Origin of the sequence: Dongia deserti (assembly GCF_003574735.1) — a bacterium.
In the GTDB taxonomy this organism is placed as follows: domain Bacteria; phylum Pseudomonadota; class Alphaproteobacteria; order Dongiales; family Dongiaceae; genus Dongia_A; species Dongia_A deserti.
This window is the reverse complement of the sequence record NZ_QORW01000024.1, coordinates 37,401-51,431: the sequence shown is the minus strand read 5'-3', so window position 1 is coordinate 51,431 and position 14,031 is coordinate 37,401. Positions and strand designations below refer to the sequence as shown.

General features: G+C 64.8%; 14 protein-coding genes. 5 read left to right on the top strand and 9 right to left on the bottom strand.

All coding sequences use genetic code 11. The features are described from left to right. Nucleotides 1-101: 101 nt before the first annotated feature. The 4 genes from DTX69_RS26445 (at nt 102) to DTX69_RS26430 (ending at nt 4,366) form a co-directional block, all read left to right on the top strand. The gene (locus DTX69_RS26445) at nt 102-1,142 is read left to right on the top strand and encodes an amino acid ABC transporter substrate-binding protein (RefSeq protein ID WP_119304588.1); all 1,041 of its coding nucleotides are present in this window, start codon (nt 102-104) and stop codon (nt 1,140-1,142) included. Nucleotides 1,143-1,227: 85 nt separating this feature from the next. Then, the gene (locus DTX69_RS26440) at nt 1,228-2,418 is read left to right on the top strand and encodes an amino acid ABC transporter permease (protein ID WP_284736089.1); all 1,191 of its coding nucleotides are present in this window, start codon (nt 1,228-1,230) and stop codon (nt 2,416-2,418) included. A 9-nt stretch (nt 2,419-2,427) separates the two neighbouring features. Further along, nucleotides 2,428-3,564, top strand: a complete 1,137-nt coding sequence (locus tag DTX69_RS26435) for an amino acid ABC transporter permease (RefSeq protein WP_119304587.1) — start codon at nt 2,428-2,430, stop codon at nt 3,562-3,564. A gap of 73 nt (nt 3,565-3,637) precedes the next feature. Then, nucleotides 3,638-4,366 (top strand): amino acid ABC transporter ATP-binding protein, encoded by a 729-nt coding sequence (locus DTX69_RS26430; protein WP_284736092.1) that lies wholly within the window; start codon nt 3,638-3,640, stop codon nt 4,364-4,366. Between the two features lie 391 nt (nt 4,367-4,757). On the opposite strand, the gene DTX69_RS26425 is transcribed toward DTX69_RS26430, so the two are convergent. Genes DTX69_RS26425 through DTX69_RS26395 form a run of 6 tightly spaced genes read right to left on the bottom strand, consistent with a single transcriptional unit; the run spans nt 4,758 to nt 10,263 of the window. After that, nucleotides 4,758-6,047: an NAD(P)/FAD-dependent oxidoreductase gene (locus DTX69_RS26425; RefSeq protein ID WP_284736088.1), complete on the bottom strand. Its 1,290-nt coding sequence runs from the start codon at nt 6,045-6,047 to the stop codon at nt 4,758-4,760. Then, nucleotides 6,044-7,429 (bottom strand): FAD/NAD(P)-dependent oxidoreductase, encoded by a 1,386-nt coding sequence (locus DTX69_RS26420; RefSeq protein ID WP_119304584.1) that lies wholly within the window; start codon nt 7,427-7,429, stop codon nt 6,044-6,046. Before DTX69_RS26420 ends, DTX69_RS26425 begins: the two co-directional genes overlap by 4 nt. Further along, entirely contained in the window at nt 7,402-7,704 is a 303-nt protein-coding gene (locus DTX69_RS26415; RefSeq protein WP_284736087.1) for a (2Fe-2S)-binding protein, read from the bottom strand. Before DTX69_RS26415 ends, DTX69_RS26420 begins: the two co-directional genes overlap by 28 nt. Beyond that, nucleotides 7,701-8,705, bottom strand: coding sequence for a GNAT family acetyltransferase (locus tag DTX69_RS30850; RefSeq protein ID WP_284736086.1), 1,005 nt, complete (start codon nt 8,703-8,705; stop codon nt 7,701-7,703). Before DTX69_RS30850 ends, DTX69_RS26415 begins: the two co-directional genes overlap by 4 nt. After that, nucleotides 8,705-9,550: a 3-mercaptopyruvate sulfurtransferase gene (gene sseA, locus DTX69_RS26400; RefSeq protein WP_119304583.1), complete on the bottom strand. Its 846-nt coding sequence runs from the start codon at nt 9,548-9,550 to the stop codon at nt 8,705-8,707. Before sseA ends, DTX69_RS30850 begins: the two co-directional genes overlap by 1 nt. After that, nucleotides 9,547-10,263: an alanyl-tRNA editing protein gene (locus DTX69_RS26395; protein WP_119304582.1), complete on the bottom strand. Its 717-nt coding sequence runs from the start codon at nt 10,261-10,263 to the stop codon at nt 9,547-9,549. The genes sseA and DTX69_RS26395 overlap by 4 nt, the downstream gene beginning before the upstream one ends. Nucleotides 10,264-10,370: 107 nt before the next feature. On the opposite strand from DTX69_RS26395, the gene DTX69_RS26390 reads away from it, so the two are divergent. Beyond that, a complete protein-coding gene (locus DTX69_RS26390) occupies nt 10,371-11,009 on the top strand; it encodes a glutathione S-transferase family protein (protein WP_119304581.1) in 639 nt (212 codons plus the stop codon). Nucleotides 11,010-11,016: 7 nt separating this feature from the next. On the opposite strand, the gene DTX69_RS26385 is transcribed toward DTX69_RS26390, so the two are convergent. From DTX69_RS26385 to DTX69_RS26375, 3 genes are all read right to left on the bottom strand, one after another. Next, entirely contained in the window at nt 11,017-11,301 is a 285-nt protein-coding gene (locus DTX69_RS26385; protein WP_162917581.1) for a TonB C-terminal domain-containing protein, read from the bottom strand. A gap of 84 nt (nt 11,302-11,385) precedes the next feature. Then, nucleotides 11,386-12,384, bottom strand: a complete 999-nt coding sequence (locus tag DTX69_RS26380) for a cysteine synthase A (protein WP_119304579.1) — start codon at nt 12,382-12,384, stop codon at nt 11,386-11,388. A 102-nt stretch (nt 12,385-12,486) separates the two neighbouring features. Beyond that, complete coding sequence (locus DTX69_RS26375) at nt 12,487-13,950, bottom strand: M81 family metallopeptidase (RefSeq protein WP_162917580.1); 1,464 nt, start codon at nt 13,948-13,950, stop codon at nt 12,487-12,489. Nucleotides 13,951-14,031 lie beyond the last annotated feature (81 nt).

Here is a 14,031-nt window from a genome sequence, read left to right as displayed (position 1 = left end):
ATGTGTAAAAGTCCGGAAGGTTACGCCCGCAATGGTCGCTAACCACTGCGCGGCGAGAACAAAGAAGACTGCGCTAAAAATCAGGGAAGGACGTTACTCAAATGAAGCATGTAAAGACTTTGGTCGCCGGCATCGCTCTCGTTGCGGGCATGTCAACAGCGGCCCAGGCGGCTTCGACGCTGGAGAGCGTGAAGGCGGCGGGAAAGTTGAAGTGCGGCGTGAACACCGGCTTGGCCGGCTTCGCGGCGCCGAACGATCAGGGCGTGTGGGCAGGCCTTGACGTGGATCTGTGCAAGGCGATCGCTGCGGCCGTGCTGGGCGACTCCAGCAAGGTGGAATACAAGCCGACGAACGCGGAACAGCGTTTCCCGGCCCTGCAGTCGGGCGAGGTCGACCTGCTGTCCCGCAATACGACCTGGACGCTGTCGCGCGACAGCCAGCTTGGCTTCGACTTCCGGGCGGTCAACTACTATGACGGCCAGGGCTTCATGGTGCGCAAGGACCTTGGTGTCACGAGCGCGAAGGAGCTGAAGGGCGCCACCGTGTGCGTGCAGGAAGGCACCACGACCGAGAAGAACCTCGGCGACTTCGACAAGCAGAACAACCTCGGCACGCAGCCGGTGAAGTTCAAGGAGAGCGATCAGGCCCGCTCCGCCTACGATGAAGGCCGTTGCGACGCCTACACGACGGATGCATCCGGCTTGGCGGCAGAGCGTACGGGCCTCAAGAATCCGGCCGACCACGTCATTCTGCCGGAGATCATCTCCAAGGAGCCGCTGGGTCCGGCCGTGCGCGCCGGTGACAGCCAGTGGGGCGACATCATCTCGTGGACCCACTATGCGATGCTCATTGCCGAGGAGAAGGGCATCACCTCCGCCAACGTGGACGAGGTGAAGTCCAAGAACGCCGAGGGCACTCCTGGCGCAGATGCGGAAGTGCAGCGCCTGCTCGGCATCACCGACAAGCTTGGTCCGGGTCTGGGCCTCAGCAACGACTGGGCCTACAACGTCATCAAGCAGGTCGGCAATTACGGCGAATCCTTCGAGCGCAATGTCGGCAAGAACACGCCGCTGGGGCTCGAGCGAGGCTTGAACGCCCTTTGGACACAAGGCGGTCTGCAATACGCGCCGCCGGCCCGCTAACGGCAAGCTGAAACGACGAACGCCCGGCAACAATCGCCGGGCGTTCCCGCTTTGGGTTCCACCTCAGTCCAGGGGGAGGTGAGACGTGGCAGACATCAGCGTAGGCCGCAGGAGCCAGCGGTCATCCGTTGCGTGGTGGCGCGACGAGCGCAAGCGCGGCCTGATCTGGCAGATCCTCGTGGTGGCCGTTCTCGGCCTGGGGATCTGGCTCGTCATCCAGAACATGGTTGCGAACCTGCGCGCGATGGGAGTGCCGCTGGGCTTTGGCTTCCTTGATGCGCCGGCAGGGTTCGCGATCAGCTTCTCGCTTATCCCCACCAATCTGAACTCGAGTATCGGCCGGCTGATCTTCGCCGGTATGCTCAATACGCTGATGGCTTCCGCAATCTCGATCGTGATCGCGACCATCATCGGTGTCGTCATCGGCATCTGCCGCTTGTCGAAGAACTATCTCATCTCGCGCCTCGCCACCGCCTATGTCGAGGCGGTGCGCAACGTCCCCCTGCTGGTGCAGCTGCTCTTCTGGTACGAAGCGACCATTCAGCTGTTCCCGAACGTTCGACAGGCGGCCAGCCTGCTGGATCTCGTCTTCCTCAGCAACCGTGGCGTCTACATGCCGCGGCCGCTGCCGCAGGAGGATTTCGGCATCGTTCTGATGGCGCTGCTGGTCGGCCTCGTCATCGCCTTCATTATCGCATACTGGGCGCGCAGGCGGCAGGAAGCGACCGGCCAGCAATTCCCCAAGGTGCGGGTCGGAATCGGCATCGTGATCGGCCTGCCGCTGCTCGTCAGCTTGCTGCTCGGCAACCCTGTCGAATGGCAGATACCGGAGTTGAAGGGCTTCAACTTCCAGGGCGGCCTCGTGGTGCAGCCCGAGCTCGCCGCGCTCGTGCTCGGCATGAGCACCTACACCGCGGCCTTCATTGCGGAGATCGTGCGCGGCGGCATTCTGGCCATCAGCCACGGCCAGACCGAGGCGTCCTACGCGCTCGGCCTCAGGCCGGGCACGACGCTGCGCCTGGTCATCATTCCGCAGTCGCTGCGCATCATCGTGCCGCCGATGACCAGCCAGTATCTGAACGTCGTGAAGAACACGACACTGGCTGGCGCCATCGCATATCCGGACCTGTTCTCGATCATCGGCACCTCGCTCAATCAGACCGGGCGCGCTGTCGAGAACATCGCGATCATGATGGTCTTCTTCCTGATCATCAGCCTGCTGATCTCGCTGTTCATGAACTGGTACAACAAGCGCATTGCGCTGGTAGAGCGATAGGGGGCGGGGATGACAGAAGAGACCGTCACCGTAGCACCCAAGCCGGACTTGCCGCCGCCGAGCGCAGCGACGGGGCCGGTGGCGTGGCTGAAGGAGAACCTGTTCTCGTCTCCTCTCAACATCGCGCTCACGATCATTTCGCTCCTGCTGCTCTACCTCATCGTTCCGCCGCTGCTGAACTGGATCATCGTGGGGGCGACGTGGGTCTTCCCGACGGAGGTCATCATCGGGGACCGCTCGCCCCGATACGCCGATTGCGGGCCGGACGGAGCTTGCTGGCTGTTCGTGCGCACGCGCATCGAGCAGTTCATCTTCGGCTTCTATCCGGAGACCGAGCGCTGGCGCGTCATCCTCTCCTTCATTCTGGGAGCCGTCGGCATCTATGGACTGCTGGGCGGGCCGGAGCGCTTCCGCAGGCAGGCGGCGATCGGGTTCTTCGTCGTATTCCCGATCCTGTCATTCTGGCTGCTGCGGGGCGGGCTCGGCCTATTGCCAGTTCCGACCTCGCAGTGGGGCGGCTTCATGCTGACGCTGGTGATCGCGCTGGTCGGCATCGTGCTGTCGCTGCCGTTTGGCATCCTGCTGGCGCTGGGGCGGCGGTCCAATCTGCCGATCGTTCATCTGCTGTGCGTGATCTTCATCGAGTTCGTGCGCGGCGTGCCGCTGATCACGGTCATTTTCATGGCCAACATCATGCTGCCGCTGTTCCTGCCGCCGGGTTATGATGTCAACGTGCTGCTGCGCGTGCTGGTCGGCACGACGGCTTTCGTCTCCGCCTACATGGCGGAGGTTGTGCGTGGCGGCCTGCAGGCCATTCCCAAGGGCCAGTTCGAGGGCGCGATGGCGCTTGGCCTCGGCTACTGGCAGATGATGCGCCTGATCATCCTCCCACAGGCGCTGCGCGTATCCATCCCGAGCATCGTCAACACCTTCATTGGGTTCTTCAAGGACACCACCCTGGTTTCGATGGTCGGGCTCTACGACTTCCTGAACATGGTCAAGGCCGGTTCGAAGGACGCCAACTGGATCGGCGCCGACCTGACGGGCTATACGTTCTGCGCCATCGTCTACTGGGTGTGCTGCTTCTCCATGTCGCGCTACAGCATGCATCTGGAGCGCAAGCTGCATACCGGTCACAAGCGCTAGGCAGAAGAGGGATCAGATCATGTCCGCAGTACAGTCCAAGACGGCGAGCCAGTTCGAAGTTGGCACCGACGTGATGGTCGAGCTTAGCGGCGTCAACAAGTGGTACGGCCAGTTCCACGTCCTCAAGGACATCAACCTCACGGTCTATCGCGGCGAGCGCATCGTGGTCTGCGGACCCTCGGGCTCCGGTAAGTCCACCATGATCCGCTGCATCAACCGGCTCGAGGAACATCAACGCGGTAAGATTGTGGTCGACGGCGTGGAGCTGAGCCATGATCTTAAAAACATCGATCGGGTGCGACGCGAGGTTGGAATGGTATTCCAGCACTTCAATCTGTTCCCGCACCTGACCGTGCTGGAGAACCTGACCCTGGCGCCGATTTGGGTGCGCAAGATGCCGAAGAAGGAGGCGGAAGAGGTGGCGACGCACTACCTCGAACGTGTGAAGATCCCGGAGCAGGCACACAAGTATCCGGGCCAGCTGTCGGGCGGCCAGCAGCAGCGCGTCGCGATCGCCCGCTCCCTCTGCATGAACCCGAAGGTCATGCTGTTCGACGAGCCGACGTCCGCCCTCGATCCGGAGATGATCAAGGAAGTGCTGGAAGTGATGGTCGAGCTGGCGCGTTCCGGCATGACCATGCTGTGCGTGACGCACGAGATGGGCTTCGCACGCACCGTCGCCAACCGCGTCATATTCATGGATTTCGGCGAGATCATCGAGCAGAACACGCCGGAAGAGTTCTTCAATAACCCGAAGTCGGACCGCACCAAGCTGTTCCTGAGCCAGATCCTGCATCACTGACGCAGGCTGTCGGGGCGGGGGCGACATGGGATATTTCGACGGTCTGACGGCTGCGTCCTTCAAGAAGGATGCGGAGGGACGGGAGCTCTTCTTCCTTTGGGGCAAGCTCGGTAAAGGCCGGATCATCCCGAGCGAAGCCGATGGCGCCTGGATTCGCCACTATCTCAATATCTACTACATCTGCGTGCTCGTCGCGATCGTGCCGATGCTGATGATCAGCGGGGAGCCCTTCCGGCCGCGCTGGCTGCTGACGATCGGCATTTTCATGGCTCTGGCGCTCGTGGCGCTGACGCCGCTGTGGGCGCGCGTGCGAGCATGGTCGCTGGCGGGCGAGCGGCTGACCTATGGCGAGGCGATCTCCGCTTCCGCCAAAGCGCATGGCGCCGTCAGCCTATCGATCCTGATCGCGCTCAGCGGCGTCCTGACTATCGGCAGCCTGTTTGTGCTGGTCTACACCGACGGGACAATGGTCGGTGCTTTGGGCACCATTTTCTTCGGCGCTTGCCTCGGTCTCTTCATCTGGATGTTGGGCGCGCGCCGGCGCGGCTGATGCCTTGCGGCGTGGCCGGAAGCGGTCGATCGCCAGACCGCTGATGTCCGTTGACGTGCCGCCGTCCAGGATCAGCTCGGTCACCACCGCGCCAACCGCGGGGCCAAGCAGGAAGCCGTGGCCATTGAACCCGAAGGCATGGAACAGCCCGGGATGCGTCTCGCTGGGGCCGACAACGCAGACGCCGTCCGAGGTGTCGCCGTCGACGCCGGTCCAGGTCCGGATGATCGGCACATGGGCGAGATCGGGGATGAAGTCGATTGCGATCTGCGCACCGCGCTTCATGCTCTCCGGCAACGGCTGGCTGCGCAGAGCGTCCGCCGTCGCGCGGCCCTGGCCGGAGCCGAACAGGATGTTGCCGCGCAAGGTCTGGCGCAGATAGAAATCGCCGCCGACAAAGCCGAGGACGGGCTCGATGCGGTACGGCAGTGGCTCCGTCACCTGCACTTGGGGGATCTCGGGCACCAACGTCACCGGCTCGTCGAACCAGCCCGCGATCTTGCCGGCCCAGGCGCCCGCGCAGTTCACCAGGACGGGAGCCGCGAACGTGCGATTGTCCAAGGCCCGCAGCTGGAACGTGGCGTTGGCGTACCACCCTTCGGTGATCTCCGCATGTTCGATGATGGTCGCGCCGGATTCCTGCGCGGCGAAGGCGAAAGCGGGACCGACCAGGCGGGGATTGGCGTGGCCATCGTTCGGGCAAAGCACGCCGCGCAGTGGTTTGCCCGACAGCCAGGGGTAGCGCGCTCGTAATTCGGCGCGCTCCAGCCACACCAAGCCGAGCCCTTGCTTTGTTGCCGCGGTGAAGAAATTGTCGAGCTGTACTGCGCGGTCTTCGTCTGAAACAAGGCGCAGATTGCCGGTGGCTCGAAACTCGCCATCGAAGCCGATCAGGCTGGGCAGTTCGTCCCACATGGCGCGGGCGCGCATGGCAATGGGGAGCTCGCGCAGATCGCGGCCGTTCTGGCGCACGCCGCCGAAATTGACGCCGCTGGCGCGCACGCCGGCTTGGTCGCGCTCCAGCAGCGTAACCTTCCAGCCGCGGCGCGCGAGCTGCAGCGCGGTGGCACAGCCAGCAATGCCGCCGCCGATCACCAGCACATCGCTCTTGAGGCTCATGCGTGCGCTCATGCCTTGCGCTCCGCGACGGTGCCCACGGACACCGGCTTTATGGGTGGCTGGCCGCGCAGGCGGCCCACGCTGTCTAGGCTGACGCCGAGTTTGTCCGCCAGGATTTCCGCCGCCGCGTGGCCGCACATGCGGCCCTGGCAGCGTCCCATGCCGATGCGCGAGTAGGACTTGGCGCGGTTCATCTCCCGCGCCCCCATCAGACCGGCGATGGCGCGCAGTTCCCCGGCCGGTACCTGTTCGCAGCGGCACAGGATGGTTTCGTCCGAGACGGCGGCAAAGAAATCGGCGGGCAGATCGAAGGCGGCGCGCAGCGATGCCTGCAGCTGCGTGGCGCGCGCGATCGTCTCCAGGTCCGCTTTCGGACGATAGGTCACGTGCGAGATGTCGAGATCGGTCATCAGCGCATGCGCCGCCAGGCGCCCGCGCGCCTCCGCCGCATCGGCGCCCAGCATGCCGGCGCCATCGCCGGCGAGGTACACATCCTTGCGACCGGTCGCACGGCCCAGCGGATCGGATTCCGGAAGCCACTGGCGGCGCGCTGGGTCGAACGCGAACCTGATCCCGGTCAGATCGGCGAGCTGCGTCTCGGACTGCAGTCCGTAGCCGATCGCCACGGCATCGCACACGATCGCGCGCTCCGCACCGCGCCGGCGTACAGTGATGCCGGTCACCGTCTCCTCGCCAAGCACCTGCGCCAGGCGATGGCCGAACAGGATCGGCACGCCACGCCGCTTCAGATCCAGCAGCCAATGCAGGCCCAACGAGAACTCGCGCGGCATCTGCAGCAAGCGCAGGCCTGCGGCGGCAAAGGAGCGGAAGCGCGAGGGCACCACCACCGCCACCGGCGCCACGCCTGCCTTGGCGTACTGATGAGCGGCCAGGAACATCAGCGGACCGATCCCGACGAACGCCACGCGCTTGCCGATCGTTGCGCCCTGGTGCTTCAACGCGATCTGGGCGGCGCCTACAGTATAGACGCCGGGCAAGGTCCAGCCTGGTGCCGGCACAATGCGATCCATCGCGCCGGTCGCGAGGATCAAGGCGTCGAAGGGGACCTCCTCGCTCTTGCCCTCGCTGGCGACAATGACGCGATTGTCGATCAGGTCATAGACCAGCGAACTTGGGCGGTAATCGATCCGGTTTCGGATCCGATCGAACGTAACGAACAGGTCGCGCGCGCGTTCGGCAGCCGCGCCATAGAGCTCCGCCGCGGTGCGGGTGAAGCCAGGCACGCGCGGCGGCTGGCGATAGATCTGCCCGCCGATCCGCGGCGCCTCATCGATCAGGGTTGGGGAACAGCCGGCCTCCGCCAGCATCTCGGCGGCGCGCAGCCCGGCCGGGCCGGCGCCGATGATTAGGATGCGAGCAGATGATCTGGCCATGTGGTCCGAATACGCATGCCAGGCTCGGCATAGGTCGAGCAGGCGCGGATGCGCCGCCCGTCCTCCTGCCACACCCAACAGTCCTGGCATGCCCCCATGAGACAAAAGCCGGCCCCCACCGGCTCCCCCGGCGCGTCGCGCAAAAGCTGGCGCTGCGCCAGGATCGCGACCAGCACAGTGTCGCCTTCCATCGCGCTCATCGCCCAGCCGTCGACGATGATCTCGATCAGGCGCCGGTCCTGATCCTTAACGCGTTGCAGGCGCGCTTCGCTCACGATGCGCCCGCCGGCGGCGCGAGGCGCGGCTGCACGTCGGCCGGCACCATCCCTTCGAGGCGCGGATCGAGGATCTTGCCCCGCGTCTGCTGATAGGGGCGGAAGCCGGCCCTCTGGTAGTTCGCGAAGGCGCGCGGATGATCGAACGACCAGGTGTTGACCAGCAGGCGCTCGGGCCCATAGGTCCAGGCCTGGTCGATCGCCCAATTGAGCAGATAGCGACCGAGGCCGCGCCCAATGTAGGAGGGCGCCAGGCCGAAATAGGCGATGCGGATGTCGGGCTTCGGGCGGTGATCCAGCTCGACGTAGCCGGCCGGCTCGCCGCCGGCATAGAGCACGTAGATCTCCACGCCCTCGGCATTGATCTCGGCATCCAGCGCGTCATCGCTTAGCTTGCGCCGGTCGCTCCACATCCAGCGCTCGCCGACCAGATTGTATAGATAGCGATAGAAATGAACCGAGGGCCGCTCCAATCGCAGCACCGCGTATTGCCCGGGCGGGCAGGGCACAGTCGGGCGCGTCGGCCGCTCCGTCATCTCGAGATACGTGGTGATGACGTCGAACTCGGCTGGGCTCATATCGATCACGTCCGGCTTGAGCCAGCGTTCCATCACGGTGCGCTCGGCCACCGTGTAGCCCAGACGCTGATAGAATTCGCGAACCTTGACGTTGGTGTCTCGGATCATCAGGTTCACTTTCGGCATGCCGCGGGCGACCAGCCAGCGCTCCGCCTGGCGCACCAGATCGCGACCGTAGCCCTTGCCCTGGAACTCCGGCAGCACCGCCAGCTTGTAGAGCCAGCCGCGGTGGCCTTCATGGCCGACCATGATGGAGGCCATCACGCGATCCTCGAGGACGCCGACATAAAGCTGGCAATTGTGCGTCGCCAGCATGCGCGGGATGTCCTTCGTGGGATCGTTGTAGTGGATCGAAATGCCCGTCGCGTCCCATAAGGCCGTGACGGCCGCAAAATCGTTCGCGACGTACGGCCGGATGAGCATCAGGTCTCGACCGGCGTGTCGCCGGGCAGGCCCCATTCGGCCCAGGATCCGTCATAGACCGCGACGTCACGGTGACCGATCAGGTGCAGCCCGAACGCCAGCGAGCACGCCGTGATGCCGGAGCCGCAGGACGCGACGACCGGCTTCTTGAGGTCGATGCCGGCGCCTTCATAGAGCCCGCGCAGCGTGTCGTCGTCCTTGATCGTGCCGTCGGCATTGAACAGCTGGTTGTAGGGTAGGTTGCGCGCGCCAGGAATGTGACCGGCGCGACGCCCGGGCCATACCTCGGGCTCTTTCGCATGGAAGCGGCCGGCCGCGCGCGCATCCAGTGCCTGCTCGCGCTTCGTGTCGATATTGCGCAGCATCTGCTCCTTGCTGCGGACCTGCGTGTTGTCGAGGCGCGCGGTGAAATGGCGCTCCTGCAGCTTCATCTCGCCATCCTCGACCGGACGGTCTTCCGACAGCCATTTTGTGAGGCCGCCATCCAGGATCGCGACCTCGCGCGCGCCGAAGATGCGGAACATCCACCAGACGCGCGCCGCGCCCATGTTGTTCGCGTCATAGACCACGATGCGATTGCCGTCGCCGATGCCGAGCCTGCGGACGCGGGATGCGAACTTCTCCGGCGGCGGCAGCATGTGGGGCAGGGACGATGTGGTGTCGGAGATGTCGTCAATGTCGAAGAACACCGCGCCGGGAATATGGCGCTGCAGATACTCAGCCTTCGCGTCCTTGCCTTGCATCGGCAGGTACCAGGTCGCGTCGACGATGCGCAGGTCCGGCTGCTGCAGGTTGGTAGCCAGCCACGCGGTGGAGACGAGACTCTGTGGATTTGTGTAGCTCATTGTGCGGCGCCGGCGAGGGCGAGATTCACGCGGCGGTTCATCTTGCCCTTGTTCTCGATCTTGATGACCTCGATCGGCCCGATCTCACCGGTGCGCGCGACATGAGTGCCGCCGCACGGCTGCAGATCCACACCGTCGATGTCGAGCAGGCGCACCTTGCCGGTGCCCATCGGCGGCTTCACCGGCATGGTGCGCACCAGCTCCGGCTGAGCCGCCAGCTCCTCGTCGGTGATCCAGCGCGGGTTGACCGGGTGGTCCTCCTGGATCAGGCGGTTGATTTCCCGCGCGATCAGGTCCTTGTCCAAGCTCTGGTCCGGCAGGTTGAAATCAAGCCGGCCCTTCCCGTCGCCCACCTGGCCGCCTGTCACGTCGCCTTTGATGACGGCGGAGAGCAGGTGCAGGCACGTATGCATGCGCATCAGGCGGTGGCGGCGGTCCCAGTCGATCTCCGCGCGCACCTTGGTCCCAGGTGCCAGCGACGGCGAGCCGGGCTTCGGCACATGGACCACATCCTCGTGGTTGGCGCCCTTCACCGTATCGACGATCTCGATCACGCCGCCGTCAGGCAGGGCAAGGCGCCCGACGTCACCAGGCTGCCCGCCACCCATGGGATAGAACACGGTGCGATCCAGCCGGATGCCCTTCTCGTCGACGCCGACCACCGCAGCGTCGCAGGATTTGAGATAGGCGTCCTGGCGGAACAGCAAGTCCATCGCGGCGAATCCTCCCGGTTTCCTGAGCGGGCATCATGCGAGGGGCCACCTTGACGGTCAAGGACCGCGGCGCTTAGCTCCAGTCGCGCGCAAAACGGGAGAGAAGCATGGGCAAGCCGATCCTGTATGGCCCGACCTACAGCACCTACACGCGCTCCATGCGCATGGTGCTGGCGGAGAAGGGCGTCGACTACGAACTGGTGGATGTGGATATGATCGGCGGGGCGCACCACCGGCCGGACTGGATTCAGCGTCACCCGTTCGAGAGGGTGCCGGCCTTCGAGCACAACGGCTTCGCGATCTACGAGACCAACGCCATCGCGCACTACATCGACGATGCATTCCCCGGCCGCCGCCTTGCGCACCCGCACATCCACCGGCGCACCCGCGACCAGCAGATCGTCGAGGTGATCAACGCCTATGGCTACAAGCGGATCATCGGCGACATCGTGCTGCGCTACTCCTTCGCCGACGAGACGAAGGGATCGGACACAGCCGCGATCGCCACCGCCGCGCCGGCCGCCGAGCACGCGCTGAATGCGATCCAGAACCTGATGCTCGGCTCCGATCCGTACCTCGTTGGCCGCGACGTCAGCTTCTCGGACCTCTTTCTCGCGCCCATCATCGGCTACTTCATGCAATTCCCCGAAGGCACCCGCGCGATGACCAAGCTGTCACGTCTGTCGAATTGGTGGCTCGCGATGCAACAGCGCCCGAGCTTCATGGCGACGGCGCCGAAAATGTAAGCGCAGTCTACTGGAGCTTGGTGTGGTCAAAGCTCAGTGTAAGGTCGGTCAGGCCTTGGGGCACTGGTAGCGGGCTTGACAGCCATATAGCGCGCTCGGCGACGACTGCGGCTTGCTTGCAAGATGCATCAAGTGGTTCGGGCTCGACCAGCACAACTTCCTTCACTGTACCGTCGGTTTCGAGATGCACGCGAAGAACCATTACGCGAGTGCAGTCGCTTTCCAGCACCGGCGCCACGTTCCAGTTGCTCTCGATCTTACGGCGAAAGGCATTTTCGTCAGGTGTCGTCATGACGGGAAGGCTCTCCTCTGCATGCGCCGCAGCGCAACAAAGGAAGACACCGAGGCTGATGAGCGATCCCTTCACCTGCAATGCCTACAGCCAATCCGGCGTCGGCAGTCCCTTGGAGCGCAGGAACTCCGGGTTGAACAGCCTGCTCTGGTACCGCGTGCCGAAGTCGGCGAGGATGGTGACGATGGTGTGGCCGGGGCCCAGCTCCTTCGCCAGGCGGATGGCGCCGGCGACGTTGATGCCGGTGGAGCCGCCCATGCACAGGCCTTCATCCTTCAACAGGTCGAAGATAATGGGCAGGGCTTCGCTGTCGGGAATGCGATAGGCGAAGTCGACCGGCGTGCCGTCGACGTTCTTGGTGACGCGGCCCTGGCCGATGCCTTCCGTGATGGACGTGCCTTCCGCCTTCAGCTCGCCGGTGGCGAAGTAGGAATACATCGCCGCGCCCTCGGGATCGGCGACGGCGATCTTGACGTTCTTGTTGCGCTCCTTGAGCGCCATCGCGACGCCGCAAAGCGTGCCGCCGGTGCCGATCGCACAGGTGAAGCCGTCGACCTTGCCGTCCGTCTGGGCCCAGATCTCCGGCCCGGTGGTGCGGTAGTGGCCTTGGCGGTTGGCGACATTGTCGAACTGGTTGGCCCAGATCACGCCGTTCGGGTTGCTGGGCTTCAGTTCCTCGGCCAGGCGGCCGGAAACCTTCACGTAGTTGCCGGGATCCTTGTAGGGAACGGCGGGCACCTCCTTCAGCTCCGCGCCCGCGAGGCGGAGCATGTCCTTCTTCTCCTGGGACTGGGTGTCCGGGATCACGATCAGGGTCTTGTAGCCGCGCGCATTGCCGACCAGTGCCAGGCCGATGCCGGTATTGCCGGCCGTCCCTTCGACGATCAGGCCGCCCTTGCGGAGCTCGCCCTTCTGTTCGGCATCCTCGATGATGAAGAGGGCGGCCCGATCCTTGACCGACCCGCCGGGATTGAGGAATTCGGCCTTGCCCAGGATGGTGCAGCCGGTCAGCTCGGAGGCCTTCTTGAGCTTGATGAGCGGGGTGTTGCCGATCGCGCCGATGAACCCGTCGCGGATATCCATGCCAGCTCCGTGGGTGAGAGAGGGGCCAAAGCGCCAAGTTAGCGACCAGCTGCCATCGGGATCAAGCTGCCAGCCGACGCAAATTGTCCTGCCAGATATGCCTTACCAGATGTGCTGGGGGGCGTGGTGGAATTTGTAATGGAACAATCCGGCGGAGGCGGGGCCGGGGCAGTCCACGTCGATCAGGCAGCGCGCCATATCGGCAAAGGCGGCGCGGAAGTGGTTCTTGGCCTTGACGCAAAGCAGAGGCACCGATTCCGGGTCGATCCCGTGCAGCCGGAAATAGGCCGGGTCATTCGGGGTCTGGCAGCGTTCCGTCACGATCACCCGGACCGTGCCGACGTCCAGCAGGGCCGTCCGGCCCACATCGACGGCCAGATTGTGCTCATACGGCCCTTCGTTGCGGAACTTGCCGTCGGTGAGTTTCAGGATCCTGGCCCGGATGGGCACGGACAAGCCGAAGTCCAGCGTTACGCGTCCGCCGAGCTTGGCATCGACCGTGGTGCCGAGTCCCGCCTGGTGGCAGACTTCGACCAGCGGCGGGTCCCAGAAGAACGCGAACACCGAGCCGGCCGGCGGCTTGGCCTCGAGCAGGGCCTGGAACAAAGCTGGCGTGTCGCCGATGCCGCCGGACAGCGGGTTGTCCGCCGGGTCGAGCACGATGGCCGGTCCTTTGCCCTCGGCCTTGAGCGCCTGCCGAAGGCCATCGGCGGCGCGGGGCAGGCGGATAAAGAACTGCTGCTTGCGCTTCAGGAACTCTGAGGCGAGCTGGTTGGCGCAGCGCTGGGCGAGCTTCTGGTCCTTTTCCGCGACCGCGACGACGCTCGGACCCGCGAACGGCGAATCGCCATAGGCGAAGCCGCCATAGATCGTCACATCCAGCATGCCGCGCTGGCGCCGCCACATGCCGGCCAGCTGCTGCAGTTCCGCCATCGGACCGTCGGCCGTGCGCATGTTGAAACTCGGCATGATCGACGGCACCTTGGCAACCGCGACCTTCGGATTCGCGCGGCCTTCCGCCTTCGCGAGCAGCAGCGCCAGCGTGCGCCTTGCCGCTTCGTCCATGTCGATATGCGGATAGGTGTGGTAGCCGGAGGTGGCATCGAGCAACGCGGCCATCTCCGCGCTCAGATGTCCGTGCAGGTCGAAACTAGCGGCGAGCGGCGTCGGCCCGATCGTCTCGCGAATGGCCTGCAGCAAATGGAACTCCGGCGTCGGGTCATCGACAGTCGCCATCGCGCCATGCAGCGACAGATAGACCGCATCCCATCTTTGCTCGCCGAGGCCGCCGAGAATGCGCTCGCTGACTGCGGCGAAGGCGGCGGATTCCACCAATCCGCCCGGCGGCGCGGCGGCGCAATGGAGGTAGTGGAACTCCCAGTCCGGGTGATCGGGCTCGACGGCCAGCACGCCGCCGATCTCGGTCGCCGTTCCGGCATAGAAGGCGCGCGCCGCCGCGCCGCTCACCCACTCGCGCGCCTGGAAGGCGGCGAGATTGGTGCGCAGCGGCGAAAAGCTGTTGGCCTCGTACCAGAGGCGCGCGATGGCGAGTTTGTGCTTTGCCACGCCTATTTCCCCCTCATTGGCCCGGGAACTTAGCAATGCCGCGACCGAATGCCTAGCCGGTTGCCGGTGGGGCGAAATCGG

Excerpts from the sequence above, each read along its gene's own strand:
- sseA (WP_119304583.1), bottom strand. The coding sequence starts at position 9,550 with ATGAGCTACACAAATCCACAGAGTCTCGTCTCCACCGCGTGGCTGGCT.
- DTX69_RS26380 (WP_119304579.1), bottom strand. The coding sequence starts at position 12,384 with ATGGATATCCGCGACGGGTTCATCGGCGCGATCGGCAACACCCCGCTC.
- DTX69_RS26390 (WP_119304581.1), top strand. The coding sequence starts at position 10,371 with ATGGGCAAGCCGATCCTGTATGGCCCGACCTACAGCACCTACACGCGC.
- DTX69_RS26430 (WP_284736092.1), top strand. The coding sequence starts at position 3,638 with ATGGTCGAGCTTAGCGGCGTCAACAAGTGGTACGGCCAGTTCCACGTC.
- DTX69_RS26445 (WP_119304588.1), top strand. The coding sequence starts at position 102 with ATGAAGCATGTAAAGACTTTGGTCGCCGGCATCGCTCTCGTTGCGGGC.
- DTX69_RS30850 (WP_284736086.1), bottom strand. The coding sequence starts at position 8,705 with ATGCTCATCCGGCCGTACGTCGCGAACGATTTTGCGGCCGTCACGGCC.
- DTX69_RS26435 (WP_119304587.1), top strand. The coding sequence starts at position 2,428 with ATGACAGAAGAGACCGTCACCGTAGCACCCAAGCCGGACTTGCCGCCG.
- DTX69_RS26420 (WP_119304584.1), bottom strand. The coding sequence starts at position 7,429 with ATGGCCAGATCATCTGCTCGCATCCTAATCATCGGCGCCGGCCCGGCC.
- DTX69_RS26385 (WP_162917581.1), bottom strand. The coding sequence starts at position 11,301 with ATGACGACACCTGACGAAAATGCCTTTCGCCGTAAGATCGAGAGCAAC.
- DTX69_RS26395 (WP_119304582.1), bottom strand. The coding sequence starts at position 10,263 with ATGGACTTGCTGTTCCGCCAGGACGCCTATCTCAAATCCTGCGACGCT.
- DTX69_RS26425 (WP_284736088.1), bottom strand. The coding sequence starts at position 6,047 with ATGAGCGCACGCATGAGCCTCAAGAGCGATGTGCTGGTGATCGGCGGC.